This window comes from Labrys sp. KB_33_2 (genome assembly GCF_052114505.1).
Classification (GTDB): domain Bacteria; phylum Pseudomonadota; class Alphaproteobacteria; order Rhizobiales; family Labraceae; genus Labrys.
The window spans coordinates 81,189-106,709 of sequence record NZ_JBFREW010000010.1 but is presented as its reverse complement, the minus strand read 5'-3'; the positions used below and the strand labels follow the sequence as shown (position 1 = coordinate 106,709).

General features: G+C 63.5%; 24 protein-coding genes and 1 riboswitch. Of the genes, 10 read left to right on the top strand and 14 right to left on the bottom strand.

Features of this window, described 5'->3' with window-relative positions:
• Positions 1-59: 59 nt before the first annotated feature.
• The 7 genes from AB4037_RS18330 to AB4037_RS18300 all read right to left on the bottom strand — a co-directional run bounded on the left by AB4037_RS18330 (position 60) and on the right by AB4037_RS18300 (position 6,769).
• Entirely contained in the window at positions 60-908 is an 849-nt protein-coding gene (locus AB4037_RS18330) for an ABC transporter permease (RefSeq protein WP_441772489.1), read from the bottom strand.
• Positions 909-921: 13 nt separating this feature from the next.
• Positions 922-1,803, bottom strand: coding sequence for an ABC transporter permease (locus AB4037_RS18325; RefSeq protein ID WP_441772488.1), 882 nt, complete (start codon positions 1,801-1,803; stop codon positions 922-924).
• Positions 1,800-2,861, bottom strand: coding sequence for an ABC transporter ATP-binding protein (locus tag AB4037_RS18320; RefSeq protein ID WP_441772487.1), 1,062 nt, complete (start codon positions 2,859-2,861; stop codon positions 1,800-1,802). Before AB4037_RS18320 ends, AB4037_RS18325 begins: the two co-directional genes overlap by 4 nt.
• A gap of 86 nt (positions 2,862-2,947) precedes the next feature.
• Positions 2,948-4,132, bottom strand: coding sequence for an ABC transporter substrate-binding protein (locus AB4037_RS18315; RefSeq protein ID WP_434956076.1), 1,185 nt, complete (start codon positions 4,130-4,132; stop codon positions 2,948-2,950).
• A gap of 21 nt (positions 4,133-4,153) precedes the next feature.
• The gene (locus AB4037_RS18310; RefSeq protein ID WP_434956077.1) at positions 4,154-4,897 is read right to left on the bottom strand and encodes a FadR/GntR family transcriptional regulator; all 744 of its coding nucleotides are present in this window, start codon (positions 4,895-4,897) and stop codon (positions 4,154-4,156) included.
• Between the two features lie 125 nt (positions 4,898-5,022).
• Positions 5,023-5,730 (bottom strand): ArsR/SmtB family transcription factor, encoded by a 708-nt coding sequence (locus AB4037_RS18305; protein ID WP_441772486.1) that lies wholly within the window; start codon positions 5,728-5,730, stop codon positions 5,023-5,025.
• An 88-nt stretch (positions 5,731-5,818) separates the two neighbouring features.
• Positions 5,819-6,769: a LysR family transcriptional regulator gene (locus AB4037_RS18300; protein ID WP_441772485.1), complete on the bottom strand. Its 951-nt coding sequence runs from the start codon at positions 6,767-6,769 to the stop codon at positions 5,819-5,821.
• A 192-nt stretch (positions 6,770-6,961) separates the two neighbouring features.
• Between AB4037_RS18300 and uraD the strand changes: the two genes are divergently transcribed.
• Positions 6,962-7,501 carry a 2-oxo-4-hydroxy-4-carboxy-5-ureidoimidazoline decarboxylase gene (gene uraD, locus AB4037_RS18295; RefSeq protein ID WP_441772484.1) on the top strand — a complete coding sequence of 180 codons (540 nt, stop codon included), beginning with the start codon at positions 6,962-6,964 and terminating at the stop codon, positions 7,499-7,501.
• 174 nt (positions 7,502-7,675) lie between these two features.
• Complete coding sequence (locus tag AB4037_RS18290) at positions 7,676-9,013, top strand: MFS transporter (protein WP_441772483.1); 1,338 nt, start codon at positions 7,676-7,678, stop codon at positions 9,011-9,013.
• A 90-nt stretch (positions 9,014-9,103) separates the two neighbouring features.
• Here the strand turns inward: AB4037_RS18290 and AB4037_RS18285 are convergent, their stop codons facing one another.
• Positions 9,104-9,466 carry a hypothetical protein gene (locus AB4037_RS18285; protein ID WP_441772482.1) on the bottom strand — a complete coding sequence of 121 codons (363 nt, stop codon included), beginning with the start codon at positions 9,464-9,466 and terminating at the stop codon, positions 9,104-9,106.
• A 29-nt stretch (positions 9,467-9,495) separates the two neighbouring features.
• Positions 9,496-10,614 carry a 2'-deoxycytidine 5'-triphosphate deaminase gene (locus AB4037_RS18280; protein WP_434956083.1) on the bottom strand — a complete coding sequence of 373 codons (1,119 nt, stop codon included), beginning with the start codon at positions 10,612-10,614 and terminating at the stop codon, positions 9,496-9,498.
• Between the two features lie 92 nt (positions 10,615-10,706).
• A riboswitch (SAM riboswitch) is annotated at positions 10,707-10,786 on the top strand.
• Between the two features lie 35 nt (positions 10,787-10,821).
• Between AB4037_RS18280 and AB4037_RS18275 the strand changes: the two genes are divergently transcribed.
• From AB4037_RS18275 to AB4037_RS18240, 8 genes are all read left to right on the top strand, one after another.
• A complete protein-coding gene (locus tag AB4037_RS18275) occupies positions 10,822-12,030 on the top strand; it encodes an O-succinylhomoserine sulfhydrylase (RefSeq protein WP_434956084.1) in 1,209 nt (402 codons plus the stop codon).
• A 154-nt stretch (positions 12,031-12,184) separates the two neighbouring features.
• Positions 12,185-13,186, top strand: coding sequence for a xanthine dehydrogenase accessory protein XdhC (gene xdhC, locus AB4037_RS18270; protein WP_441772481.1), 1,002 nt, complete (start codon positions 12,185-12,187; stop codon positions 13,184-13,186).
• 209 nt (positions 13,187-13,395) lie between these two features.
• Complete coding sequence (locus AB4037_RS18265) at positions 13,396-14,916, top strand: ABC transporter ATP-binding protein (RefSeq protein ID WP_441772480.1); 1,521 nt, start codon at positions 13,396-13,398, stop codon at positions 14,914-14,916.
• Positions 14,906-15,976 carry an ABC transporter permease gene (locus AB4037_RS18260; RefSeq protein WP_441772479.1) on the top strand — a complete coding sequence of 357 codons (1,071 nt, stop codon included), beginning with the start codon at positions 14,906-14,908 and terminating at the stop codon, positions 15,974-15,976. The genes AB4037_RS18265 and AB4037_RS18260 overlap by 11 nt, the downstream gene beginning before the upstream one ends.
• Entirely contained in the window at positions 15,976-16,911 is a 936-nt protein-coding gene (locus AB4037_RS18255; protein ID WP_441772478.1) for an ABC transporter permease, read from the top strand. Before AB4037_RS18260 ends, AB4037_RS18255 begins: the two co-directional genes overlap by 1 nt.
• A 73-nt stretch (positions 16,912-16,984) precedes the next feature.
• Positions 16,985-18,064 carry a BMP family ABC transporter substrate-binding protein gene (locus AB4037_RS18250; protein WP_434956089.1) on the top strand — a complete coding sequence of 360 codons (1,080 nt, stop codon included), beginning with the start codon at positions 16,985-16,987 and terminating at the stop codon, positions 18,062-18,064.
• A gap of 226 nt (positions 18,065-18,290) precedes the next feature.
• Positions 18,291-19,559, top strand: a complete 1,269-nt coding sequence (locus AB4037_RS18245) for an allantoate amidohydrolase (RefSeq protein ID WP_441772477.1) — start codon at positions 18,291-18,293, stop codon at positions 19,557-19,559.
• A 346-nt stretch (positions 19,560-19,905) separates the two neighbouring features.
• Positions 19,906-20,778: an EamA family transporter gene (locus tag AB4037_RS18240; RefSeq protein WP_441772476.1), complete on the top strand. Its 873-nt coding sequence runs from the start codon at positions 19,906-19,908 to the stop codon at positions 20,776-20,778.
• Here AB4037_RS18240 and AB4037_RS18235 read toward each other — a convergent pair.
• The 5 genes from AB4037_RS18235 to ampC all read right to left on the bottom strand — a co-directional run bounded on the left by AB4037_RS18235 (position 20,762) and on the right by ampC (position 25,290).
• Positions 20,762-21,571: an amino acid ABC transporter ATP-binding protein gene (locus AB4037_RS18235; protein ID WP_441772475.1), complete on the bottom strand. Its 810-nt coding sequence runs from the start codon at positions 21,569-21,571 to the stop codon at positions 20,762-20,764. The genes AB4037_RS18240 and AB4037_RS18235 overlap by 17 nt on opposite strands.
• A 14-nt stretch (positions 21,572-21,585) precedes the next feature.
• Positions 21,586-22,221, bottom strand: coding sequence for an amino acid ABC transporter permease (locus AB4037_RS18230; protein ID WP_441772474.1), 636 nt, complete (start codon positions 22,219-22,221; stop codon positions 21,586-21,588).
• Positions 22,222-22,225: 4 nt separating this feature from the next.
• Positions 22,226-22,894 (bottom strand): amino acid ABC transporter permease, encoded by a 669-nt coding sequence (locus AB4037_RS18225; RefSeq protein ID WP_441772473.1) that lies wholly within the window; start codon positions 22,892-22,894, stop codon positions 22,226-22,228.
• 107 nt (positions 22,895-23,001) lie between these two features.
• Positions 23,002-23,874, bottom strand: a complete 873-nt coding sequence (locus AB4037_RS18220) for a transporter substrate-binding domain-containing protein (RefSeq protein ID WP_434956095.1) — start codon at positions 23,872-23,874, stop codon at positions 23,002-23,004.
• Between the two features lie 216 nt (positions 23,875-24,090).
• The gene (gene ampC / locus AB4037_RS18215; protein ID WP_441772472.1) at positions 24,091-25,290 is read right to left on the bottom strand and encodes a class C beta-lactamase; all 1,200 of its coding nucleotides are present in this window, start codon (positions 25,288-25,290) and stop codon (positions 24,091-24,093) included.
• Positions 25,291-25,521 lie beyond the last annotated feature (231 nt).

Below are 25,521 nucleotides of genomic sequence, written 5' to 3'. Positions count from 1 at the left end.
AAACTTCATCCCACTTCCGCGTCAGCGCAAGGCGGCTTGCGTCGGAGGGGGCGATTGGATCAGCGGGCAGGCTGGCGTTTTACCCGCGTCACCATCTGCGTCGGGTTGATGAAGCGAAGGGCGATGACCAGCCAGACCAGCGTGCTCAGCATGTAGATGACGGCCATGGCATCCACCGATTGCGGTGCCCTGACACCGGACGCCGTCACGGCGGCATAGAGCGAGACGACCAGCGTCTGGCTGTCCGAGCCCGCGATCAGGAAGGTCAGCTCGAACATGGCGATGGTACGCACCAGCACCAGCAGCAGGGCTGCAAGAGCTCCGGGCAGCAGTAGCGGGATCAGGACGTGCCGGAATACCGAGCCGGTGCGTGCCCCGAAGACCCGTGCCGCCGCCTCCAGGCGCGGATCGATCTGCTCGACGAAGGGAATCATCACCAGGATGACGAAGGGCAAAGCGGGCACCAGATTGGCGATGATGACCCCGGCCAGCGTACTGCCGAGCCCAGCCTTGTAGAGAACCGTCGTCAACGGAATGCCATAGGTAACGGGCGGTACCAGCAGCGGCAGCAGGAACAGCAAAGTCACCAGCTTCTTGCCCGGAAAATTCCGCCGCGCCAGGGCGTAAGCCGCCGGAATGCCGATCGCGGCCGAGAGCAGCACCACGCCGAACACAACCTGGAACGTAACGAGGAGCACGCCGCCGAGCTGGAACTCCTCCCAGGCCGAATCGTACCAGCGCGCAGTCCAGCCCTGCGGCAGCCAGGTTCCCAGCCAGCGCGTCGAGAAGGAACTGACGACAACCGCCGCGATGACGGCGAGGAGGTTGATCACAAAGAAGATGGTCAGCGCCCATACGGCCGTGGACCACAGGCGTTCTGAAAGCGGGCGGGAAATCCGGCGAACCATGGTCGTCTCCTCCCTAACCCTTGCCGCCGCCGGCCGGCCCGCGATAGGCGAGGGAGCGAAGGCCGAGCACGATGGCGATGACGACCAGCAGGATGGCGCCCATGATCATGGCGATCGCCGAGGCCATCGAATAATCATAGAGCTCGGTGGCGGCCTGGTAGGCTGGAATGGTGATGACGCGGGTGGGACCTGCCGGTGCGCCGAGCATCACGGCCGAGGGATAGACCGAGAAAGCCTGCACGAAGCTCAGGCAGAAGGTCACGGCGAGACCTGGCAGCAGCAGCGGCAGAAAGATGTAGCGAAAACGCGCGGCCGGCCTGGCGCCCAACGTTGCCGCCGCATTCTCCAGGGCCGGATCGATGCCGGTGACATAGGAGAGCGTCAGGAGGAAGGTGAACGGGAAGCCGGTGATCACCAGCGACAGGAACACCCCCCAGTAGTTGTGGACGAGCTTGACCGGGCCGACCCCCACAAGGGTGAGCGCCCGGTTGAACCAGCCTTGCGGCCCGAGATAGTTGAGCAGGCCCTCGGCTACCAGCACCGTGCCGAGTGTGATGGGCAGCACCAGGATGGTGGTGAGCAGGCGCTGATTGTCGAGAAGGCGGACGCGGAAAGCCACCGGTATGGCGGCGAGCAGGTTGAACAGTGTGGCCGGTACTGCGATCCACAGAGTGGTGGCGATCGTGCCGTAGAGTGCGGGGTCGCTGAAGAAGGCGATGTAATTGCCGAAGGTCGAGCCATCCTTGGGCTGGAACGACAGCCAGAGTCCGTAGAAGAACGGGTAGATGAACAGGGCCAGCAGGAACAGCACGGCCGGCAGGACGAGCAGGGTGACGCCATCGATACCGCGCGCGGCGAGGCGCGTCTTCAAACTGACGGCAGGCGGCATGTTCATCGCGCCACCTCGTTGAAGACCAGTACGCGCGCCGGATCCGCGCTCAGATGCACCTTGTCGCCCGGCTGCATGCGCTGCCGCGCCCTGAAGAAGAGCTCGTTGCCGGCAGGGCCCCGGGCTGCGCCGAAGAAGGCGTGGCCGCGATATTCGCAGATGTCGACGATGGCGGGGAAACCTCGTTCACCGGCCGTCAGGTCGTCGGGGCGAATCGCGGCGACCGCCCTTGGCCCGTTCAGCGCTTCACGGGGGACGCCGTCGATGCGCTCGCCGGCGATTTCCAGCGTAACGCCGTCGTCGGACGAGGCGATGATCGTGCCCGGCAGGCGGTTGCGGAATCCCATGAATTCGGCGACGTCCAGGGTCGCCGGGCGCTGATAGAGATCCTCGGGCGTGCCGATCTGGCGGATCTCGCCATCGCGCAGGACGATGATGCGGTCGGCAAGGGAAAGCGCCTCGTCCTGGTCATGGGTGACATAGAGGGTGATCGAGCCGAGCCCGGCATGGATGCGGCGGATCTCCTGGCGCATCTCAAGGCGGAGCTTGGCGTCGAGATTGGATAGGGGCTCATCCATCAACACGAGTGGCGGTTCCACCGCGATGGCGCGGGCGATGGCAACCCGCTGCTGCTGCCCGCCTGACAATTGGCCGGGCAATTTGGCGGCCTGGTCGGTGAGCCTGACCGTCGCCAATGCGGTGCCGATGCGCGCCGAGGCTTCATCCCGCGGCACGCTGCGCATGCGCAGGCCGAAGCCGACATTGTCCCTGACGCTCATATGAGGAAACAGGGCGTAGTTCTGGAACACCATGCCGAAACCGCGGTCTTCCGGACCGAGCGTGTCGATCCGCCGGTCGTCGAGCCAGATCGAGCCACGCGTGGTGGACAGCAGGCCGGCGATGCAGTTGAGGGCTGTCGACTTGCCGCAACCCGAGGGACCGAGCAGGGCGATGAACTCGCCCTGCTGAACCGTGAAGGACAGATCCTTCAAGGCGTTCATGGCGCCGAAGTCGCGCCCGACCTGGTCGAGCCTCAGATGGCTGAAGCTGTTGAGTGGTGACATCGAACCTGCCGCTTTACCGCGAATGCCGGAAAGGGAGGCCGCCACCCGGTGGGGAACGGTCTCCCGACGATACCCAAAAGTGGGCGTCATTTGGTCTTGGCGGCGCCGATCTGCTTGTCCCACATGTTGAATGCCACCACCATCTTGGCGGGCTCCAGCGGCAGTTCGGTGGGAATTTCGGCGATCAGCTTCTCATATTCCGGACGGCCGAATTCGCCGATGGCAGCCTGGCTATCCTCCGGTGCCATGGCGAGGGTGACGTTCTTGACCGCCGGTCCCGGATAGAAATAGCCCTGGTCGTAGGTATAGGCCTGCTGCTCAGGCGTCAGCATGAAGCTGATCAGGTCGAGCAGCACCGCGACCTTCTCGGGGGCGAGCCCCTTGGGAATGCAGGCGTAATGGGCGTCGGTGACCCAGTGAAAGCCTTTCAGCGTCGAGATCGCGGCGCTCTTGGGCACCACGCCGAGCACGCGCGGATTGATGTCCCAGCCAGTGGTGGAGACGGTCATATCGCGCGAGCCCTCGCCGAACTCCTTCATCGTCGCGCCCGTGCCGGTGGGATAATATTCGACGGTCTCGCCCAACTCCTTCAGATAGGCCCAGGTTTTCTCCCAGCCATTGACGGGGTCCTTCGGATCCTTGTCGCCGAGAATATAGGGAAGCCCCATCAGGAAAGTGCGTCCCGGGCCCGAATTGGCTGGCCGAGCGTAAATGAAGCGGTTCGGATTGGCCTTGGCATAGGCGAGCAGTTCTTCGGCCGTGGTTGGCGGCTTGGCAACGCGCTCGGGTGCATATTCGATCAATGGCCCGGAGGGATAGTAGGAAACGATGACGCCGGCGCCATTTGCCAGCCCCTGCATCCGGGCGGCCGGCGCGAGCAGGATGTCGTCGAGCTTGGGCAACGCCGAGGCGAGATCGGGCAGTAGCGGCACCCAGATCTTCTGATCCAGGCCGGCGGATAGCGCGTCCGTGCCGGTGAGAACGAGATCGATGTCGACCCGGCCAGCATCCTGCTGGGCCTTGAGCTTGCCGGGGAGGTCCGGTGCCGGTGCCTTGGTGAAGCTGATCTTCGATACCAGTTCCGGCTTGGCCTTGGCGTAGTTCTGGATGGCCTTCTGGGTGAGGGCGAGGTTGCCGGCAACATCGACGACATTGAGCGTGACAGGCGATTTCGGCAGGGCGGAGGTCTGCGCCCTGGCGCTCGCAAGGCCGAGCGTTGCGAAACCAATGCCGGCGCCGAGCGCCTGGCGGCGGGTTATCCGAGCAGTCATGACATCCTCCCGTTTTGATTATCAGCGGCGCGTCTTGCCGCGTGTGGCGTTCCCCGTCCGTATCGTGTGGCCGTCTTCCGCGGCATCCATCAGAAAATAGGCTTCGACATTGGCGATGTGAGCCTGCATGGCCCGGCGCGCCTTGTCGCCATCACCTGCGGCGATGGCATCGCGGATGGCTTGGTGGTCGGCCATATTGGTCCGCAGCTTGGTGGAGTTGTTGGTCAGTTCGCCCAGTCTGTCGAAGATGCGCCCGCGCATGTCCCCCCACAGGAGCTCCATCGTGCGGGTGAGCACCGGATTGCCGGTTGCCTCCGCGATGCCCAAATGGAAGGCGCGATCGGCCTCGAAGGAGTCTTCGCCCTTGAGATATTCCTGCCGGTACCAGGCCAGGGCTTGATCGAGGTGCTCGATATCTCCGTCCCCAGCCGCTGCAGCGGCGGTGGCTGCAATCTCGCCTTCTATGATACGGCGAGCGGCGAGGAGGTCGAAGGCGCTCGGGCCGGCGTCACCGAGTTCCCCGGAGCGGGACGAGTTGCTGCAAACATAGCTGCCCGTGCCGGTCTTCACTTCAACGAAGCCAGAGATCTCCAGGGCGATCATCGCCTCGCGTACGACAGGCCGGCTGACGCCCAGTTTCCTGGCCAGATCCCGCTCCGCGGGCAGGCGCGTGCCAGGCGGCAATTCGCCCGAGCGGATGAGCCCGACGACCTGCTCGGCAATCTGCTGAAACAATCTCTGCGACGCCACGGCCTGAAACGGCATGGTTCTGTCTCGCCGGTCATTCTGCTCGCTTCGAGCCTATCACCGACAGCTCAACATTCAAGTGGCTAGGTGGCCTGACCACACGACCCGAAAGCGGATATTATCCGGCCCCATGCAGGGAGGCCCTATGCCGCCAGGCTCGAAACGGGATCGATGCCGAGTTGCCGCCTGAGTTCGACCCAGCCCTTGGGCGTGACCTGAACCGCCCGCGACTCCTTGGCTCGGCGCAGCCATCCCAGGCTGCACATCACGCTCAGCAGGTTGACGCCGAGAGGGCCGGCGAGATGATGGCTTCGTTCGGTCCAGTCGAGACATTGACGGGCGAGCCCACGTGCGGTGGGTTTCAGAGCGTCGACATCGAGGCCTATCGACCTGAACCAGGCGGCCCCATTGGCCGTGACGTGAAACTGCTTGTCGGCGGCAGCGACAAGGTAGCCGTGCTCGACCAGGCCCTGAGTCACGGCGACGCCGACCTGTCCCGCCAGATGGTCGTAGCAGCACCGGCAGTAGCGCAATTCGCGCGCCTTGCCGCTGATCGCCTTGCGCCGGACCGGCTGCTCCGGTCCGAGCAGGGAAAGGTGCTCCAGTGCTTCGGCGACGTGGCTGCCCGCCAGACGATAATAGCGGTGACGCCCCTCCGTCTCGACGGCAACGAGGCCACCCGACAGCAATTTGGCCAGGTGCGAACTTGCGGTCTGAGGCGCAATCCGTGCGGCATAGGCCAGTTCACCGGCCGGCAAAGCGCGGCCGTCGAGCAGGGCGGTCAGCATCAGCGCGCGAGCAGGATCGGCGATCAGCGACGCAGTGGCGGCAAAATCCGGGATTTCTGGCATGGTATCCTCGTTCTGGCGTGATTATGCACCAATCCGCCACGGCATGCTTCGATGCCGACCGAAACATCCGGCGGCCGATAGACAGCTTCTAGACCTTGGAGTCCGGTCTGGCGGCGCGCGCGGTATCGATGCTGCTGCGCGAGCGGGCCATGAGTTCGCGCAGCCAGCGATGGGCCGGGGCATGATGCGAGCGCTCGTGCCACAATTGATAGAAGGTCATCGCCGGGAAACGGATCGGCGAGGTGCGGATCGCCAGGGGGAGGAAAGCCGTGAAATACCGTGCGAAATGGCGGCTGGTCGTGAAGATGAGATCGGATTCGAGCAGCAGATAGGGCGCCATGCCGAAATAGGACAACGCCACCGTCCGCTCGCGGACAAGCCGCAGGCGGCTCAGATGGGTTTCGACCAGGCCGCGATGGGCGACTGAGTAGGACACCGGCACGATATGGGCCGCGGAGAGATAGTCGGCCTGGGTGATCGGGCCATGTGCCAGGCGATGCTGGGCGCCCATGACACAGACGACCTCGTCTTCCAGCAGCACCGAGCGGCGCAAATAATTGGGCGGCGATGGCCAGTTGCCGATCACGGTATCGATCTCCCCCTTGGCCAGGGCACTTTCGAAGTCGAAATCGGGGCCCAGCGCCCGGATGACGAGGCGTACATTCGGCGCCTCGCGCCGGGCGGCCGCGATGACATCGCCCAGAAAGATGGGCGCCAGGTAGTCGGGGGAAGCGATCGTGAAGCTGTGATTGCTCGCCGATATGTCGAAGGGTGCAGTGTCCTCCGCCAGGGCTTCGGCATCCATCAAGAGGGCCTGGATGCGGGGCAGGATCGTCAGGGCACGGTCCGTCGGCACCATCCCGCCGCGCCCGCGCATCAGCAGTTGATCGCCGAAATGCTCCCGCAACCGACCTAGGGCGAGGCTGACCGCGGGCTGCGACATCTCCAGGCGCACGGCCGTGCGCGAGACGCTGCGCTCGCTCATCAGGATGCAGAAGACGCGAAGCAGACTGAGATCCACCAGTGCATCTTTCTTCATTCATCCTCTCCCCTGTTCAGGGTGGGCGTCAGAGGTCCGCCTCATCGATGCTGACCCCTTATTATTCGATTTTCCTAATATTGATCATTCATCTCATCAAATTGACCTAATATGTGTCAAGGCGCATCCTTTTGCTCACGGGAATTCAGCGATCCCGCCGGAGAACAACGACAAATCCCGTGGAGCGGTGCCTTGATCGATCTGACGAGCTTCAATACGGCCAGCCGCGAGGCATTTACCGCCCGGCTGGGGCCGGTCTTCGAGAATTCCCGCTGGGTGGCGGAAGCCGTTTGGCAGCGCAGGCCGTTCGACAGCGTGGATAGCCTGCATGCTGCGATGATGGCCGTCGTCCGCGGCCAGGATGAGGCGAGCCTTGCGGCCTTCCTGAACGCCCATCCCGATCTTGCCGGTCGCGAGGCCAAGCAGGGGACGATGACGGCCGAGTCGGTGGAAGAGCAGGGAACGGCCGGGCTTGATCGGCTTTCTGCCTCTGAAGTCGCGGCCATGGACGAACTGAACGGTAAATATCGCGCACGTCATGGCTTCCCGTTCATCATATGCGTGCGTCACTACACCAGGCTCGGCATCTTCGCGGAATTCCGCCACCGGCTCCTGCGCCGCAGCGACGAGGAGTGCCGCGAGGCCCTGCGCCAGATCGCGTTCATCAGCCGCTACCGGCTGGATGCCTTGCTCCATCACGAGGCCAGGCAGGCCGTGGCGCCTGCGGCCTGACGATCAGACTTCACCCTCCACCGCAGGTGCCGGGTGACAAGCGGTTCCGTCCCTGGACGAACCCGACAAGCGCACCGCTACCGGCATGAAGGCGGCTTGCGCAATGACGCAGACGGCGGGTTGCATCTCTCCGTTGCGAGGCCGGTCAATGAAAAAGACATAAGGGAGAAAACCATGACCGCAAATGCGATGACCGAGCCGGGAGGAGCACTCACGGATACGGCTGCTCCGCAACTGGAAGCGCTCTACAAGAAAGTGACCTGGCGCCTGCTGCCTTTCCTGATGTTCCTATGGGTGCTGGCATGGATCGACCGGGTCAATGTCGGTTTTGCCAAGCTGACCATGCTCCAGGACCTGCAGTTCAGCGAAACGGTCTACGGCCTGGGCGCGGGCGTGTTCTTCCTGGGCTACTTCTTCTTCGAAGTTCCGAGCAACATGCTGCTCGAACGGATCGGCGCCAAGCGAACCCTCGCCCGCATCACCATCGGCTGGGGCATCATCTGCATCCTGATGATGTTCGTCTCCGCGCCCTGGCAGTTCTACACGCTACGATTCCTGCTCGGCGTGTTCGAGGCCGGCTTCTATCCCGGCGTCATTCTCTACCTCACCTACTGGTTCCCATCCCTGCGCCGCGCCAAGGCCTTTGGCCTGTTCATGTCGGCCTCGGCATTGGCGGGCGTCGTGGGCGGGCCGATGGCGGGCACCATCATGACCCAGCTCGGCGGCGCGAATGGTTGGGCGGGCTGGCAGTGGGTGTTCCTGCTGGAAGGCGTCCCCTCGGTCCTGGCCGGCCTTGCCACCCTCTATTATCTGACCGACAAGCCCGACCATGCCCATTGGCTGACAGCGGATGAACGCGGGCTGCTGCTTAGCGATCTCGAGCGCGACCGCAAGGCGCTCGGGCATCGCGAGCACAATGTGCTGCAGTCATTGAAGAACCCGATCGTGTGGAAGTTCATCGCCATCTTCTTCTGCATCATCATGGCCAATTCCGCGCTGACCTTCTTCGGTCCCACCATCGTACGGGAGGTCGGCTTCACCAGCCCGGCCACGGTGGGCTGGATCATGGCGGCGATCTATGCCTGCGGAGCCGTCGGCATGATCTCCAACGGCATCCATTCCGACCGTGCCAATGAAGTGCGCTATCACTGCGGCCTGGCCGCTCTGGCCGGAGCGATCGGCCTCACCATCCTCGGTTTCGCCGTACCCGGCAGCGCGCCGCTTGCCCTAGGGGCGCTCGCCCTGGCGGTGGTCGGCACCATGTCGGCGATCCCGGTGTTCTGGCAGATGCCGAACCATTTCTTGGCCGGCTCGGCGGCCGCCGTCGGCATCGCCCTGATCAACTCGGTTGCCAATCTCGCAGGCTTCGGCGCGCCCTATCTGATGGGCTATCTCAGGGATGCCGGCGCCATGTCGACGGGCCTTTGGATCGTCGCCGCCGTGGAGGCCACCACCTTCCTTCTGATCGTCAAATTCGTCGTCTCCTTCGAGCGACGGGCGAAGCCGGCCTGACGCAACCATATCCGCAAACGAACAAAAGGGCGGCCCGCCGGGTCGCTCTTTCTCGTTACGACACCTCCGGCGAGAACATCCCGCCTGGGTTCACTTGCGTCTGGCCTGAGGTTTCAGCTCGATGAATTCGACCGAGCCATTCTTGAATTTTCGTGCAGCTCCTTCGCAGACACCTGCACCATATTGTCGTGAGGTCGAGGTGAATTCCTCATTACCAGTGACATTGGCAAGGGGGCGATTGCGCAGCGCCACCATCGCCCGCTCGAATTTGTCCCTCTTACTGGGGCGGATCTGAAATTGGGCAGGGCAGTCACGCACCACCTTGAAGGAGAATGCGGCCGCCCCGATTTCCTCGCAGCTGAAACCACCGAAGCAGTCCATGGCCCGCGCTTGCGGGGCATGAAATGTCAGAACCGAAACGCCAGCAGCAACGGCGATGACAAATTGCTTCAAGGTGCGAGACCCCAGCTAGAGGAAAAGCTTCATTTGAAATGCTTGGATAGTTTCAGCGCCTGGCCCTGATAGTTCGAATTGAGGCCGGAGCCGTATAGGATCTGGGGGCGTTCGAGCATGCGCTCATAGATCAGGCGCCCGACGATCTGGCCGTCCTCGACGATGAAGGGCACCTCGCGCGAGCGCACTTCCAGCACGGCCCTGGCCGCCTCCATGCCATCGGGCGAATAGCCGAAGCCGGGATCGAAGAAGCCGGCATAATGCACGCGGAACTCGCCCACGAGCGGGTCGAACGGCACCATTTCGGCCGCGAATTCCGGTGGCACATGCACGGCTTCCTTGGACGCCAGGATGTAGAACTCGTCCGGGTCGAGGATCATGTCGTTCTTGCCGCGATGCGGGATGGGCTCCCAGAAATCGAGCAGATCGCAGGCCGCCCGCTTGTCGACATCAACAACGGCGGTGTGGCGCTTGGCGCGGTAGCCGACGATACCGTCGCCGAAGCCGGTGAGGTCGACGGAGACGGCGACACCGCCGGCGATGTCCGGGTCGGGCGACGAAACCAGGCCCATGCGGCGCTGCAATTCGCGCAAGGAGGCATCGTCGATGCGGGCTTCGCCACGGCGGAAGCGGATCTGGCTCAGGCGCGATCCCGTCCGCACCAGCACCGGGAAGGTGCGCGGTCCGATTTCAGCATAGAGCGGCCCGTCATAACCCGCCTCGACCTGGTCGAAGGCGCGGGCATGGTCGGTGATGACACGGGTGAAGACGTCGAGGCGACCGGTCGAGCTCTTGGGATTGGTGGAAGCGAGAACGCCATCCGGCATTTGCAGGCTTTCGAGCAGGGGCACGATATAGACGCAGCCCGTCTCCAGCACGGCGCCCTTGGTCAGGTCGATCTCATGCAAGGCGAGGTCCCTGATGCGCTCGGCCACGGTGTTGCGCGGCCCCGGCAGGAAGCTCGCCCGCATGCGGTAGGCCTTGGCGCCGAGGCGCAGATCGAGACTGGCGGGCTGAATCTGATCCGAAGCCAGAGGTTGTTCGATGCGGACGGCTCCCGTCTCGACCAGGCCAGCAATCGCCTGGGAGGGCAGGATGCCAAAAGTGTGCAGAAGGCCTGGGGAATGCGGGATGTTCGGGGAGGGCATGGCTCTCGCTTTTTTCTGCCAGCTTATTGCGGTTCCTGGTCTTGCTAGACGAAACCATCCATTGACGCCATCCGGGAGTAGGGCTACTCAACAGTCTTCGTCGTGGTGGATTTGGGCCGGCCGGCTTGCAGCCACGTAAAACAACTCGCTAAAGGGCCGTGGGAAAGAGCGCTGGCGCTCGACTTGCGGCTATCGGGATTGCCGCAGATGACCAAACCTTTGACTTCAGCACCTTCCACCCGGGAATTGCGCCCGGCCACCCGGCTCGTGCATGCCGGCACGCTGCGCTCGCAATATGCGGAGACGTCGGAGGCGCTGTTCCTCACCCAGGGATTTGTCTACGAGAGTGCCGAACAGGCGGAGGCCCGCTTCAAGGGCGAGGATGTCGGCTTCATCTATAGCCGCTTTTCCAATCCCACCGTGGCGATGTTCGAGCAGCGCATGGCGGAACTGGAGGGAGCCGAGGCAGCTCGCGCCACCGCCTCGGGCATGGCCGCCGTCACCGCGACCCTGATCGGCCAGCTCAAGACCGGCGACCACGTCGTCGCCGCCAAGGCGCTGTTCGGCTCATGCCGCTATGTCATCGAGGAACTGCTGCCGCGCTTCGGCGTCACCTCCACCCTGGTCGACGGCACCGAGCTTGCCCAATGGCAGGCGGCGGTGCGGCCGGAGACGAAGGTGTTCTTCCTTGAAAGCCCGACCAATCCCACGCTCGAGATTCTCGACATCGCCGCCATAGCCAAGATCGCCAAGAGCGCCGGCGCCACGCTGGTGGTGGATAATGTCTTCGCGACGCCGCTGCTGCAGAGCCCGCTCGAACTCGGTGCCGATTGCGTGGTCTATTCGGCCACCAAGCATATTGACGGGCAGGGCCGCTGTCTGGCCGGCGTGATCCTGGCATCCGAGAAGTTCATCAACGACCATATCCAAACCTATTTGCGCCAGACCGGTCCCTCGATCTCGCCTTTCAATGCCTGGGTGATGCTCAAGGGCCTGGAGACTCTGGAACTCAGGGTCGAACGCCAGATCGCCAATGCGGTAAAGGTTGCCGATGCCCTGGGGAACCACAAGGCAGTCGAGCGCGTGATCTATCCCTTCCGCGACGATCATCCGCAGGTGGAACTCGCACGCCGCCAGATGAAGGCGGGCGGCACGCTGGTGACCTTCGAGGTGAAGGGCGGCAAGAGCGCGGCGTTCAAGGTTGCCAATGCGCTGAAGATCACCCGCATCTCCAACAATCTCGGCGACACCAAGAGCCTGATCACCCATCCTTCGACCACCACCCATCAGCGCTTCGAGGAAGACGCGCGCCTGGGCATGGGTATCCGCCAGGGCATGCTGCGCTTCTCGGCCGGCATCGAGAGCTCCGATGACCTGATCGCCGATTTCACGCAGGCGCTCGACAAGGCACTGTAATCGGGAGGCTGGTCCTCGGACCAGCCAGGAAATACCGCGCTCCCTGGAGGAGTCCGGGCTGGTCTGAAGACCGGCCCCCGAATTGAACTTTGGCGCGGTCGCCCCAAAGCGTTATCATGCTGGTACTTAAACCGGCATGGGTGCGGGCAGAGCGATGGGGATCTTCGCGACGCTGAAAGCCATGGTCGAGCGGGACGGCCGCGCCGTACTCGTCACCATCATGGACGCGCGTGGCTCGAGCCCGCGCGAGGCGGGCACGCGCATGGCCGTGCGGGCGGACGGGGCTTTTTCCGGCACGGTCGGGGGCGGTACCCTGGAATGGCAGGTGCTGGCGGAAGCTCAGGCTCTCCTCTCCGCCGGGGAGGGTCGCCGTCTACGTTCCATGGACAAGGCTCTGGGCCCTGATCTCGGCCAGTGCTGTGGTGGCCGGGTCGGCCTGATGCTGGAACGCCTGGAACGAGACGATCTCGTCTGGCTGAGCGAACTTGCGGCGCCATCGGTCAATAGGGGACATGTCCTCATCGGTATGCCGCAGGACCGGGGCGGTTTCATGCGTCGCCCGGCTACGGATGCCGAGGCGCAAGGGCTGCCCGCGGAAGCGGCCAGCCGTTTTCTGCCGGATGGGCGCCTGCTCGAAAGACTGGAGCCCGCCAACCCTTCTCTCTATCTGTTCGGAGCCGGCCATGTCGGTAGGGCGTTGATCCTGGCGTTGGCGCCTCTGCCGATCGATGTGGTCTGGTGCGATGCTCGGCCCGATGCCTTCCCGAGCCACGTGCCTCAGAATGTCGTGCTCCGCCGCGATGCGGAGCCCGGGCGGATCCTGGCCGGCGCGCCCGATCGTGCACGCATCGTCGTCATGACGCATAGCCATGCGCTCGATCTTGCCATCGTTTCGACGGCCTTGGCAGCGGACCGCTTTGCCTATGTCGGTGTGATCGGCTCCCAGACCAAGCGAGCCCGCTTCCTCTCGCAATTGCGGCAAGCGGGCCTGACAGAGCGCCTGATCGAGGGCATGATCTGCCCGATCGGGGTGCCCGGCATCGAGGGCAAGGAGCCGGCAGTCATAGCGGCTTCCGTCGTGGCCCAGATCTTGCAGTTACCCCGTCAGGCCGGCAGCCAGATGCCGGTCCTGAAAGACGGCCGGCGGCAGGCCTAGAGCAAAGCGCGTTCACGCTTGAACGCGTGTTTGCCCTAGCGTCTCTGCTTCGATGCGTCTTTGCGATTCTTGGTGATTCCACTCAATCGCAAAACGCTTCGGTCCTGGTACGTCGCTGAGTTGGGGAAAAGCTGCGTCACCATGCCTGAACTCTTCGCATCTGCTCTATTTGCGCCTATGGATTGGGCACGTCCATGAATGTGGCAGCAATGGCAGACGCTCACACGCCCCTGATCGAAGCGAGGGGTATCGTCAAGATCTTCGGTGCGCTGAGAGCGAATGACGGTATCGATCTCAAGATCATGCCGCATGAAATTCACGCCTTGTTGGGCGAGAACGGCGCCGGCAAGTCGACCTTCGTCAAGATTCTCTATGGCCTGCTGCAGCCGAACGAGGGACAGCTCTACTGGCAAGGCGAGCCGATCCAGCTGCCGCGCCCGGCTGCTGCCCGTGCGATGGGCATCGGCATGGTGTTCCAGCATTTCTCGTTGTTCGACAATCTCAGCGTGGCCGAGAATGTCGCCCTGGCGCAGCCGCCGGGTACGAAACTGCGGGATGTCGAGGAGGGCATCGCGGCAGTATCAGCCGCCTATGGGCTGCCGCTCGAGCCGCGCCGGCCGGTGCATACGCTCTCGGTGGGGGAGAGACAGCGCATCGAGATCGTGCGCTGTCTGATGCAGAATCCCAAGCTCCTCATTCTCGATGAGCCGACCTCGGTGCTGACACCGCAGGAGGCCGACCAGCTCTTCCTCACCCTTGAACGCATCACCGGCGAGGGCAGGGCGGTGCTCTATATCTCCCACCGGCTGGAAGAGGTGAAGCGCCTATGCCAAACGGCGACCGTGCTGCGTCATGGCAAGCTGGTGGCGACCTGCGATCCGCGCCGGGAAACTGCCGCCAGTCTTGCTCGCATGATGGTGGGCGCTGACGTCGCCATGGTCGAGCATGGTCGCCTGGCCAATCGGGACGGGCCCGTACGTCTCGCGCTGAAGGGGTTGAATCTACCGGCCGAAGACCTGCATGGCACCGCGCTGAAGGATCTCACGCTGAATGCCCGGGGCGGCGAGATTCTCGCCATTGCCGGCGTGGCGGGCAATGGCCAGAGCGAACTCTTCGCGGCCATCTCCGGCGAGCGGACGGTGGAGCCCGAGGCCGTGGCCGTCGACGGCAAGCCGGTGGGGGGGCTTGGCGTCACCGAGCGTCGGCGATTGCGTGCCGCCTTCGTGCCGGAGGAGCGGCTCGGCCATGCGGCGGCGCCGCGCATGACCCTATCGCAGAATGCGCTGCTGACTGGCCATGCCGCCAGCGGGCTGGTGTCATACGGTATGGTCGACATGCGCAAGGCTTCGGCCGAGGCAGTCAGGATTTCCGGCACGTTCGATGTGCGCAAGGGCAAGCCGGATCCCGAGGCCGGCTCGCTTTCCGGCGGCAATCTGCAGAAATTCGTGGTCGGCCGCGAGATGCTGCGCGAGCCCGGCGTGCTGGTGGTGAACCAGCCGACCTGGGGCGTGGATGCCGGTGCCGCCGCCCTGATCCGGCAGGCCCTGATCGATCTGTCGCGGCGCGGTGCGGCGGTGGTGGTGATCAGCCAGGATCTCGACGAAATCTTCGAGGTCGCCGACCATATCGCGGTCATCCATCATGGCCGGCTGTCAGCGCCGGAGCCCGTATCGACCATGACCCTCGAGCGGATTGGGCTGCTGATGGGGGGCGCCGATCATGCGGCTTGAACTCGAAAAGCGGGCCGAACGCTCTGTGGCGATGGCCCTGGTTTCGCCGCTCATCGCCATCCTGCTTACGGTGGTCTCGGCCGCCATCATCTTTGCGCTCTACGGCAAGGCGCCCGGCGAAGCGCTTTATGTCTATTTCATCAAGCCGCTAACCGGCCTGCGTACCGCTCAGGAACTGGTGGTGCGCGCCACCCCCTTGGTGATCATCGCCGTCGGCCTGTCGCTCTGCTACATCTCCAACAACTGGAATATCGGCGCGGAAGGCCAGTACATCATCGGCGCAACGGTGGGCGGGGGCGTCGCCCTGTTGTTCCAGGGCCAGACGCCCTTTTATGCCGTGCCGCTCATCCTCATCGGCGGCTTCGTCGGCGGTGCGCTCTGGGGCCTGATTCCGGCGATCCTGAAGACGCGCTTCAACACCAACGAAATCCTGACCAGCCTGATGCTGGTCTATATCGCGGACAAGATCCTCGATTATTGCGTGCGCGGTCCCTGGCGCGATCCGGCCGGGTTGAATTTCCCGCTGACCGCCAATTTCGACAATACGCTGCCGGCCCTGTTCAGGCGCAGCCCGATCCATCTCGATTCCATCTTCGCGCTGGTGGTGGTGGCCGCCGCGGCCGTGCTGCTGTGGCGCGGCCTCAAAGGGTTCGAGATCCGCCTTCTAGGGCAGGCACCACGCGCGGCCCTGTTCGCGGGTTTTTCGCCCCGGCGCATGACCTTGTTCGTCTTTGCCGTATCGGGTGGCCTTGCCGGCCTGGCCGGCATCAGCGTGGCCGACGGGACGATGGGATTGCTGCAACTTCCCTTTGCCAGCGGCTATGGCTTTACCGCCATCATCGTCGCCTTTCTCGGTCGGCTCAATCCGGTGGGCATCCTGTTATCAGGCCTGTTGCTGGCGCTGTCCTATCTCGGTGGCGAAGCGGCCCAGATCTCGCTCAAGGTGCCCATCGGCATCACCAGCGTCATCCAGGGCCTCCTGCTGTTCTACGTGCTCGCCTGCGACACGCTCATCCTCTACCGCATTCGCATCGTGCGCGGCGCAGTCAAGGTGGCCTGATGAATCTCACAGAAGCGATCATCCTCACCATCATCACCTCCTCGACGCCCTTCGTGCTGGCCGGCATCGGCGAACTCGTGGTGGAGCGCTCCGGCGTGCTCAATCTCGGGGTCGAGGGCATGATGATCATGGGCACGGTCTCAGGCTTTGCCATCGCCTACATGACCGGCAGCGCGCTGCTCGGCTTTCTTGCGGCGGTCCTGGCGGGGATGGTCTTCGCGGCGCTCTTTGCCTTTATGACCCTGGGGCTCGCCGCCAACCAGGTCGCCTCCGGCCTTGCTCTGACCATTCTCGGCCTCGGCCTGTCCGATCTCCTCGGCACCAGCTTCGTCGGGCTCAACCGGGCCAAGATCCCGTCGCTCGACATTCCCGGCCTGACCGATATCCCGGTGATCGGGCCTCTCCTCTTCGGCCAGGATGCCCTGGTCTATCTGTCGATCGTGCTGGTTGCCGCTGTCTGGTGGTTCCTTTATCGCAGCCGCAGCGGCCTGATCCTGCGGGCCGTCGGTGAAAACCATGTTTCGGCACATGCGCTGGGCTATCCCGTCAGGCTGATCCGCTTCGGGGCCGTGCTGTTCGGCGGGGCCTGCGCGGGCCTCGGCGGGGCCTATCTTTCCTTGGCCGACACGCCTTTCTGGGGCACGGGCATGACGGCCGGCCGCGGCTGGATCGCGCTGGCCCTGGTGGTCTTCGCGTCCTGGCGGCCCGGGCGGCTGTTGCTGGGCGCCTATTTCTTCGGGGCCATCTGGATCGGCAATCTGCACATGCAGGCGCTGGGCGGTTCGCTGCCGCATTGGCTGGTCTGGCCGCCGCAATTTTGGACGGGCCTGCCCTATCTTGCCACGGTGATCGTCCTGGTGATGATCTCTGCCGGCAAGGGGCGGCGCGGTGTGGCGCCAGCTTCGCTGGGCACTGCTTTTGTGCCTGATCGATAATTTTCGTTGGGCGCCGGGCATGGGCCGTGGCCCGGCGTTTCGATCCGTACGGCCCGCCATGAGGGGAAACTCTATGAAAAAAACGATATTGGCAGCCCTGGCCGTTTGCGGCCTCATGGCCGGTGCCGGGGTGACCTCGGCTAGCGCCGAGGAGAAGCTCAAGGTGGGCTTCATCTATGTCGGTCCGGTCGGCGATTTCGGCTGGTCCTACCAGCATGATGTCGGACGCAAGGCGCTGGTCAAGGCGCTCGGCGACAAGGTCGAAACCACCTATGTCGAGAGCGTACAGGAAGGCCCCGATGCCCAGCGCGCCATCGAGAACCTTGCCGATTCCGGTCACAAGCTGATCTTCACCACCTCCTTCGGCTTCATGGATCCCACCATCAAGGCCGCCAAGAACTTTCCGGACGTGAAGTTCGAGCACGCCACCGGCTTCAAGCGGGCCGAGAATGTCTCGACCTATGCCGGGCGCTTCTATGAAGGGCGCTATGTGGAGGGCGTGATCGCCGCCAAGATGTCGAAGAGCGGCATTGTCGGCTATGTCGCACCGTTCCCGATTCCCGAAGTGATCTCGGGCATCAATTCCTTCATGCGTGGCGCCCAGTCCGTACGCCCGGACATGAAGATCAAGATCGTCTGGACCTCGAGCTGGTATGATCCCGGCAAGGAAGCCGACGCTTCCAAGGCGCTGATCGCCCAGGGCGCCGACATCCTGGCGACCCATACCGACAGTCCCGCCGCCACCCAGGCCGCGGCCGAGAAGGGTATCAACTCCTTCGGCCAAGACTCCGACATGATCGCCTTCGGTCCGAAGACCCAGCTCACCGCGATCATCAACCACTGGGACGACTATTACATCGAGCGCGCCAAGGCCGTACTGGACGGGACCTGGAAGTCTGAGGATACCTGGGAAGGGCTCGACAAGGGCATGGTCAAGATGGCGCCCTACACCAACATGCCCGACGATGTGAAGAAGCTGGCGGAGGAGACCGAGGCGGGCCTCAAATCCGGCAAGATCCACCCCTTCACCTGCCCTGTCGCGAACCAGACGGGCGAGACGGTGGAATGCAAGGGCGGCGACAAGCTCGATGCCTCGCAGATCCTCGGCATGAACTGGTACGTCAAGGGCATCGACGACAAGTTCCCGAACTGATTGGCCCGCCGCGCATGCAGGCTCTACACTTGCTCGCGCATAGCGGCCCACGACCTCTCCGGTCCCCCCAACAAAAGGGGACCGGAGCGGCGTTTTCTGTTAGGGACGGGCTAACCTTTCGGAATGCCCTCCTGACGAGACCGTACCACCCCATGCCATTTGACCATGCCAGGCTCGATGCCATCCCCTATCCCGTGTTCTTCCTGCCGACAGGGGAGGCGACGAGATGATCGAACGAGCAATGGCGTTGGGCCGCGAGGCCGAGAGCATGATCCGCGCGCTTGCCACGATCAGTGCCGAGGAAGGACGCCTGACGCGTCTCTATCTCACACCCGAGCATCGGCAGGCGGCGGATCTGGTGGGCCGCTGGATGACGGAAGCCGGATTGGAGGTCAGCGAGGACGCGCTCGGCACGGTGCGAGGCCGGTTGGCACCGTCTTCGGGAACGCGCAATGCCGTGCAGCGGCTGCTGATCGGCTCGCATATCGACACCGTGATTGATGCCGGCGCCTATGACGGCACGTTCGGCGTCATCGCTGGTATCCTGGCGACACGCGAGATCCTCCGCAAACATGGCGCCATGCCCTTCGGTATCGATGTCCTCGCCTTCGGTGACGAAGAGGGCTCCCGTTTTGCGACGACGTTGCTCGGCTCCGAGGCCGTCGCAGGGCACTTCGATCCGGCGGTTTTGCAGATCGAATCCAACGATGGCGTCAAGCTGGTGGATGCCTTGCGACTCTATGGCAAAGATCCGGACGCCATTCCCTCGGCCGCCTATGAGCCCGGCGAGGCGGCGGCTTATGTCGAGGTTCATATCGAGCAGGGCCCGGTGTTGGAAGAGGCCGGCGAGGGGCTCGGTGTCGTGACAGCTATCGCCAGCCAGATACGCTATTCAGTGACGGTAGTGGGCGAAGCCGGCCATGCCGGCACGGTACCGATGACATTGAGGCGGGACGCCTTCTCGGCCTGCGCCGAAATGGCGCTTGCGCTCGAAAACCTCGCCAGAAGCCATGCCGATGATTTCATGGTCGGCACCATCGGCAAGTTGAGCCTGTCGCCCGGCGCCTCCAACGTCATTCCCGCCCGCATCGTCTTTACAGTCGATCTGCGCTCGCAGAGTGACGCCAGGCGCGTCGAGGCGATGAACGTCCTGCGCAAGGAGTTCCTCGCCATCGCCGAACGGCGCGGCGTCTCGGTCTGGATCGAGCAGACCCATGAAGCCAAGGCGGAGCCCTGCGATCCTTCCCTGCAGGCCGGATTTGCCGCAGCGATCATCGCCCAGGGCAGCAAGGCGATCCACCTGCCGTCGGGGGCCGGGCATGACGCCCAGTCGCTGGCCGCCCTCTGTCCGATCGGCATGCTGTTCGTGCGTTGCCGCGGCGGCGTCAGCCATAACCCTGCGGAATTCACCTCGATTCGCGACATGGGTCTGGCGGTGACGGCCCTGATCGATTTCATCGAGAAGTTCGATCCAGCGAAAGCAGCCGCGGGCTGAGAAGGAAGCGTCCTTCTTTCTCAAATCACGGCCGATCATGCTGCGAGCCGTCGCGCGGTCGGGTTGGCCGACCACCGTCGGGGAACTCTCTGGATCGTCTGAATGCGCCGATATTCCTTCCAAGATGAGGAGGTTTGTCGCCTCTGCCTCAGATTATCTATATATACTGATCTCCTGCCCGAATAGAATGATGCGAACTTTCCAGAGTTTGATCGCACGGACGGGAGGAGCGCAGCGATTGCAGGCACAGATCGGCATGCCCTGGGGCGGAAGCCGCAATTGTCATTTTGCCACTCTCCGCTTTGCCGTTTCGATGGTGTAGAAGCGCTCCCCTGAGGAGGGGACTTTGCAGGACAATTCAAGCAACGCGGCCGCAGCGTCGACATCGCAGACGGGCCTCGCCCTGGTCATGCTCACATGCTCGATGGTTTCGGTGCAGCTCGGCGCGGCTCTGGCTCATCCCACCATGGCCGCCTACGGTCCTTTCGCCACCACCTGGGGGCGGCTGGCCTGGGCAGCGATCATCCTCGGCATCATCGTGCGGCCGGATCTGCGCCGCTATCACCGCCGGGATATTCTGGCTGCGTTGGCGCTGGGCGCGGTTATCGCGATGATGACGCTCTTCTTCTTCGTAGCAATCACCCGTGTGCCGCTGGGCCTGGTGGTTGCGATCGAGTTCTTGGGGCCGCTAGGCGTCGCGGCCCTCGGCTTTGCCCGCAGTTGGCGGCTGATCTGGCTGGTGCTGGCCTTTGGCGGCGTGCTCCTGCTGGTGCGAAACCAGGCGGGCTGGAGCGTCGACATGCTCGGCTTCCTGTTCGCGCTTGCCGCCGGGACCGGGTGGGCCGCCTATATTCTTTTGAGCAAGCGGATCGGCAAATCCTTCAAGGGGCTGGAGGGGTTGGCGATCTCCTTCGCCGCGGCAGCCCTGATATCGACCCCCTTCGGCCTGTACGAAACCGGTTTTGCTCTTCCCGGCGGCCTCGCCCTGCAGACGGTCGGCCTGGCCGTCCTGACGCCGCTCTTGCCCTATGCCCTCGAAATGATGGCCTTGAGGCGCCTGTCTTCGGCGACCTTCGGGATCTTGATGAGTGCCGAGCCCGGTATCGGTGCGCTTGCCGGCTATTTCGTCCTGCATGAGCCGCTCAGCCTGCAGCAGATCGGCGGCATCGTGTTGGTGATGATCGCCAGCGCGGGCGCTGTCATCAGCGCGCGTGAGTAGGGGCAGGTTGCTGGAGGCCCGCGAAACGCGCGAGGAAGGCGCGCAGCCGCTCGTTCGGCTGTTCGCTGAAGACGAGCGCGGGTGGGGCATCGATCACGATCTTGCCCTGATCGGTGAAAACAACCCTGTCGGCGACCTCCCGGGCGAATGCCATCTCATGGGTCACGAGGATCATGGTGCGCCCCTCGGCTGCCAGCTCGCGGACGACGCCGAGGACCTCGCCGACGAGTTCGGGATCGAGGGCGGAGGTGATCTCGTCGAGCAGCAACACCTTGGGTTCCATCGCCACGGCGCGGGCAATGCCGACGCGTTGCTGCTGCCCGCCGGAAAGCTGTCCCGGCATCGCATCGATCTTTGCGGACAGGCCAACGCGGCCGAGCCATTTCTCGGCGATGCTCCGGGCCTCGGCCTTGCTCTTGCCGCGCGACTTGATCAGGCCCAGCATGATGTTCTGGGCCGCCGTCAGATGCGGAAACAGGTTGAACTGCTGGAACACCATGGCGGCATCGACGCGTATATGGGCGAGTTCCCGCTCGCTACGCCGCCGCCGCTTGCCATTCGCTTCGCTGAAGCCGACTTCGACCCCGTCGATGCGAACCGAGCCCCCATCATACTCCTCCAGGAAGTTGATGCAGCGCAGCAGGGTGGTCTTGCCGCTGCCGGAGGGGCCGATGATGGCGATGACCTGGCCCTTCTCGACGGCGAGGTCGACGCCTTTCAGCACCTGCAGGGCCCCGAAAGATTTGGTGAGATTGGCAATCTCGATCACTGGCTGCGTTGCGGCATTTGACATGGCGGTTCTTCCGATCAGACGAAGCGCTTTTCGAGCCGGCGGCTCAGGGCAGAGAGCGGGAAGTTGATGGCGAAATACATCAGCGCGCCCAGCACATAGAGCGGCAGGGCGACATGGGTACGGCCGATCACCTGCTGCAGCGAGAGCAGGAGATCGACGATGCCGAGCAGCGATACGAGCGAGGAGCCCTTCACCGTATCGACCATGCTGTTGATGAAAGGCGGCAGGAAGCGTCGGACAGCCTGGGGAGCAAGGACATAGAAGAAGCGATCGAAGAGACCGAGGCCGATCGACTGGGCTGCCTCCGTCTGCCCTTTCGGAATGGCCTGAAAGGCGCCCCGTGTGATTTCGACGATCTGGGCCGACTTGAAGGCGGTGAGCGCTACGATCGCCGCCAGCAGGCTGGGCAGATTGATGCGCAACGCCGGCAGGCCATAATAGATGAAATAGAGCAGGACCAGGATCGGGACGCCGCGAACGAAATCCGCATAGAGCCGGATCGGCAGTCGTGCCCAGGCCGGCCCGAAGACCAGTGCGCAGCCGAGCGGAATGCCGATCAGCAGCGAAATCACGACCACAGCCGCGGACACGAAGAGCGTGGTCCACAGGCCGCCGAGCAGGAAGGGGAGTGCCTCGAACATCGTGGACATGGTGTCACCGGTTGATGGCATAGCGCCGCTCGGCCAGCCTCAGCAGCAGGAGGATGGCGTAGCTGGTCACCAGATAGATGGGGGTCGCGAGCAGATAGACCTCGACGGTGCGGAACGTCTGTGTCTCGATCCAGCGCATGCCATAGGCGAGCTCGGGCACGGCGATGGCGGAGGCGATCGAGGTGTCCTTGAACAAGGAGACATAGGTGTTCGAAAGCGAAGGCAGGGCGATGCGCAGCGCCGTCGGCAGGCGAATGTGCCAGAGCACGCCGAAAGGTGTCAGGCCGATGCTCTTGCCCGCCTCGATCAGCCCTTTCGGCACGGCCTCCAGGCCTGCTCGCAGCACCTCGACGAGATAGGCGCCGGAATAGACGGCGAGCGTGGCCACGAAGGAGGTCGTCGCCCCATATTGCAGGTCGATGGCGCTGGGGATGCCGTAAAAGACCAGATAGACCAGCAGCAGCAGCGGCACGTTGCGGACGAACTCGACATAGCCCCGGATCAGGGGGCGAGCCCAGCGCGGCCCGTCGAGCTGGACCAAGGCGAGGACCAGCCCAATGAGCATGCCGATTGCGATGGTCGCGGCCGCCAGCTCGATGCTCAGCAGCAACCCTTCAAAGAGCTTGGCCGAATAGCGCCAGACGATGGCGAAGTTGAAATGATAATTCATCATGCCGAAGATCCAGCCATCACGCGCGACGGAGCCTTGCCATCGCCGGCCGGGATTGGCGCCGAGGTGCGCCGGCGATGCTGTCGGGAATTTGCGGGAGGAGCTGAAGCCTAGAAGGTCGGCAGGCCGGGTTTGCGGGCCGGCGGGGTCAGGCCGAAATAGTCCTTCAGCGCCGCGTCATAGATCTCATTCTGGTGGCCATGGATCGCCACGCCAAAGGTGGTGTCGACGAAACGGATCCAGTCAGGGTCACCCTGGCGCACGGCGGCGCCATACAATTGGGCGTTCCAGGACTTCCCCGCATCGAAATATTTGTCCGGATTGCGCTTGGCGAGCCACCAGACGTTGGAAAGGTCGACTGCGGCGGCGTCGACCCGCTTGGAATCCAGGGCGAGAACAACGTTGGGCTGGCTGTCGAGCTGCATCACGGTAGCCTCGGGCAGCACCTTCTTGACCGTTTCTTCGGCATCGACATTCTGCAGGATGGAGATGCGCGCCGCGGAACCCGCCTTGAGCAGGTCGTCGAAGGTCTTCTTGTCGCTGTCAGGCCGGGTGAGGAAGGCAACACCCTCGACATAATAGGGGCGGGAATAGGCGACGAGCTGGGCCCGGGCCGGCGAGATCGTCATGAACTGGATGACGACATCGACCTTGCCGGTGGTGATATTGGGGACGCGCTGGGCGGCATCCTGGCGGACGAATTCGATCTTGCTGGCATCATCGAACAGGCCTTTGGCCAAAATCTTGGCCATGGCGATGTCCATGCCTGCCAACTCGCCCTTTTCGTCCTCGAAATGCCAGGGCGCATTGGTGGAGCCGGTGCCGACGATGAGGTGGCCCCGATCAAGTATGGTGCGGAGCAGGCTGTCGGACGAGGCCTGGGCGGCTGCCTGCCGGGCGGAGCCAACGACGCTTGCCAGGGCCAGGCCACCGAGCAGGCCGCCCTTGACCAGATTCCGTCTGGTTTCGGCGAAGTCTTCCATAGTGCTGTACTCCCCGTTGTCTGGATGCTGTATTACATTATTATGTTATATTAGGCATAGTTATGGTATTAACGGTATCTGGGGGTGTCAAGATGGATGTCGGCCTGTGGCAGTGAGACGTTTCGGTTTCGGCGGAAGGGGAGCAATACAAAAAGCCCTGCACCGAGGCGGTGCAGGGCGGATTGCTGACCTGTCGCTGGAATGACGGGGGACGTCTCAGGGCTTGGGCGCCGGCTTTTTCTGGCCGTCGAGCGCACGCAGGATCTGCCAAGCGGCCTTGACCCGATCCGGTATGGGGTAGTTCTTGTTGGCTAGGATCGCGATGCCGATGCCCTTGGCCGGCACATAGGCGACATAGCCACCGAAGCCGTTGGTGGAGCCCGTCTTGTTGAACAGCATGTCGCGCCGCGCTGGCTGTGGCGGTACGAGTTTGTACGCCTCGTGCGGTTCGAAGGCCATCTTGGCTGAATTTCCGGCAAGCAGGCGCTCGAGCGTCGTCGGATAGCTATACATTTCCCATCCGAGGCCTTGCTGCATCACGCCTATCTTGTAGTAGCCTGCCTGCGTCGCGGCGATGGCACTCTGGAGCGTTTCGTCCAGCCGGGACCTATTCATATTGGCGTCGACGAAGCGGATGAGGTCTGTCGCGGTCGTCTTGATGCCATAGGCCTCTGAATCCATGGGGCCAGGCGACACCCGGACGGACCGGCCATCCTTGGTATAGCCGAGCGCATAGTCCGCCATCCGTTCCGGCGGCACCCGGACATAGGTATTGGAGAGGCCGAGCAGGGGCAGGATTTCTCCCTGCATGAGATCATCGAAGGGCTTGCCCATGGCCTGGGCGGCAAGATAGCCGAACAGGCCGATGCTCGGATTGGAATAGAGCCTGTGGGTGCCGGGCGAGAAGGCCGGACGCCATGCCTTGTAGTAGGCGATCATCTTGGTATCGTCGGTGATCTCGTCCGGAAACTGCAGGGGCAGCCCACCGGCCGTGTAGGTGGCAAGCTCGAGCAGGCTGACGCCTTCGAGGCTGCTGCCGACGAGTGCCGGCAATCTCTGGCCCGCCTTGTCCGACAGCGACAGGTCGCCACGCGCCACGCCATAGGCGCCAAGCGTGGCCGTGAAGGTCTTGCTGATCGAGCCCATCTCGAAAAGCGTATTGTCGGTGACCTTCTGCCCGCTCTCCTTCGAGGCAAGGCCGTAATTGAAGACGAATTGCTTGCCGCCGGCTGTGACGGCGATGGCCATGCCGGGGATTTTATCCCGCTCCATCAACGGCTTGATGGCGGCGTCGACGATTTGTTCGAGATGGCTCTGTTCGAGCGGTGTCTGGGCCGAGACCGGCTGGGCGGCAAGCATGGAGACTGCAAGCGCGGATGCGGCAATCATCCGCCTGCGCAACGTCGACGAGTTCATTCCCAACTCCATTTTTCGGGGATGTGTCCTGAGGAGGCCTGAGCCGCCAGCATTTTTATATGCTGTCGACCGCTGCCTGCTGGGACTCCGGATAGGAGCAAATCCGGCTGCCGCCAAACGATGAATATTTGGATTTGGTATGAGAAAATCTTGGCCTTGAGACATGGTAATGCTTGCCGCGGCACTCCAATTGGCTGCGGGATATAAGTCTACCTTTTGGGATTGAGATGA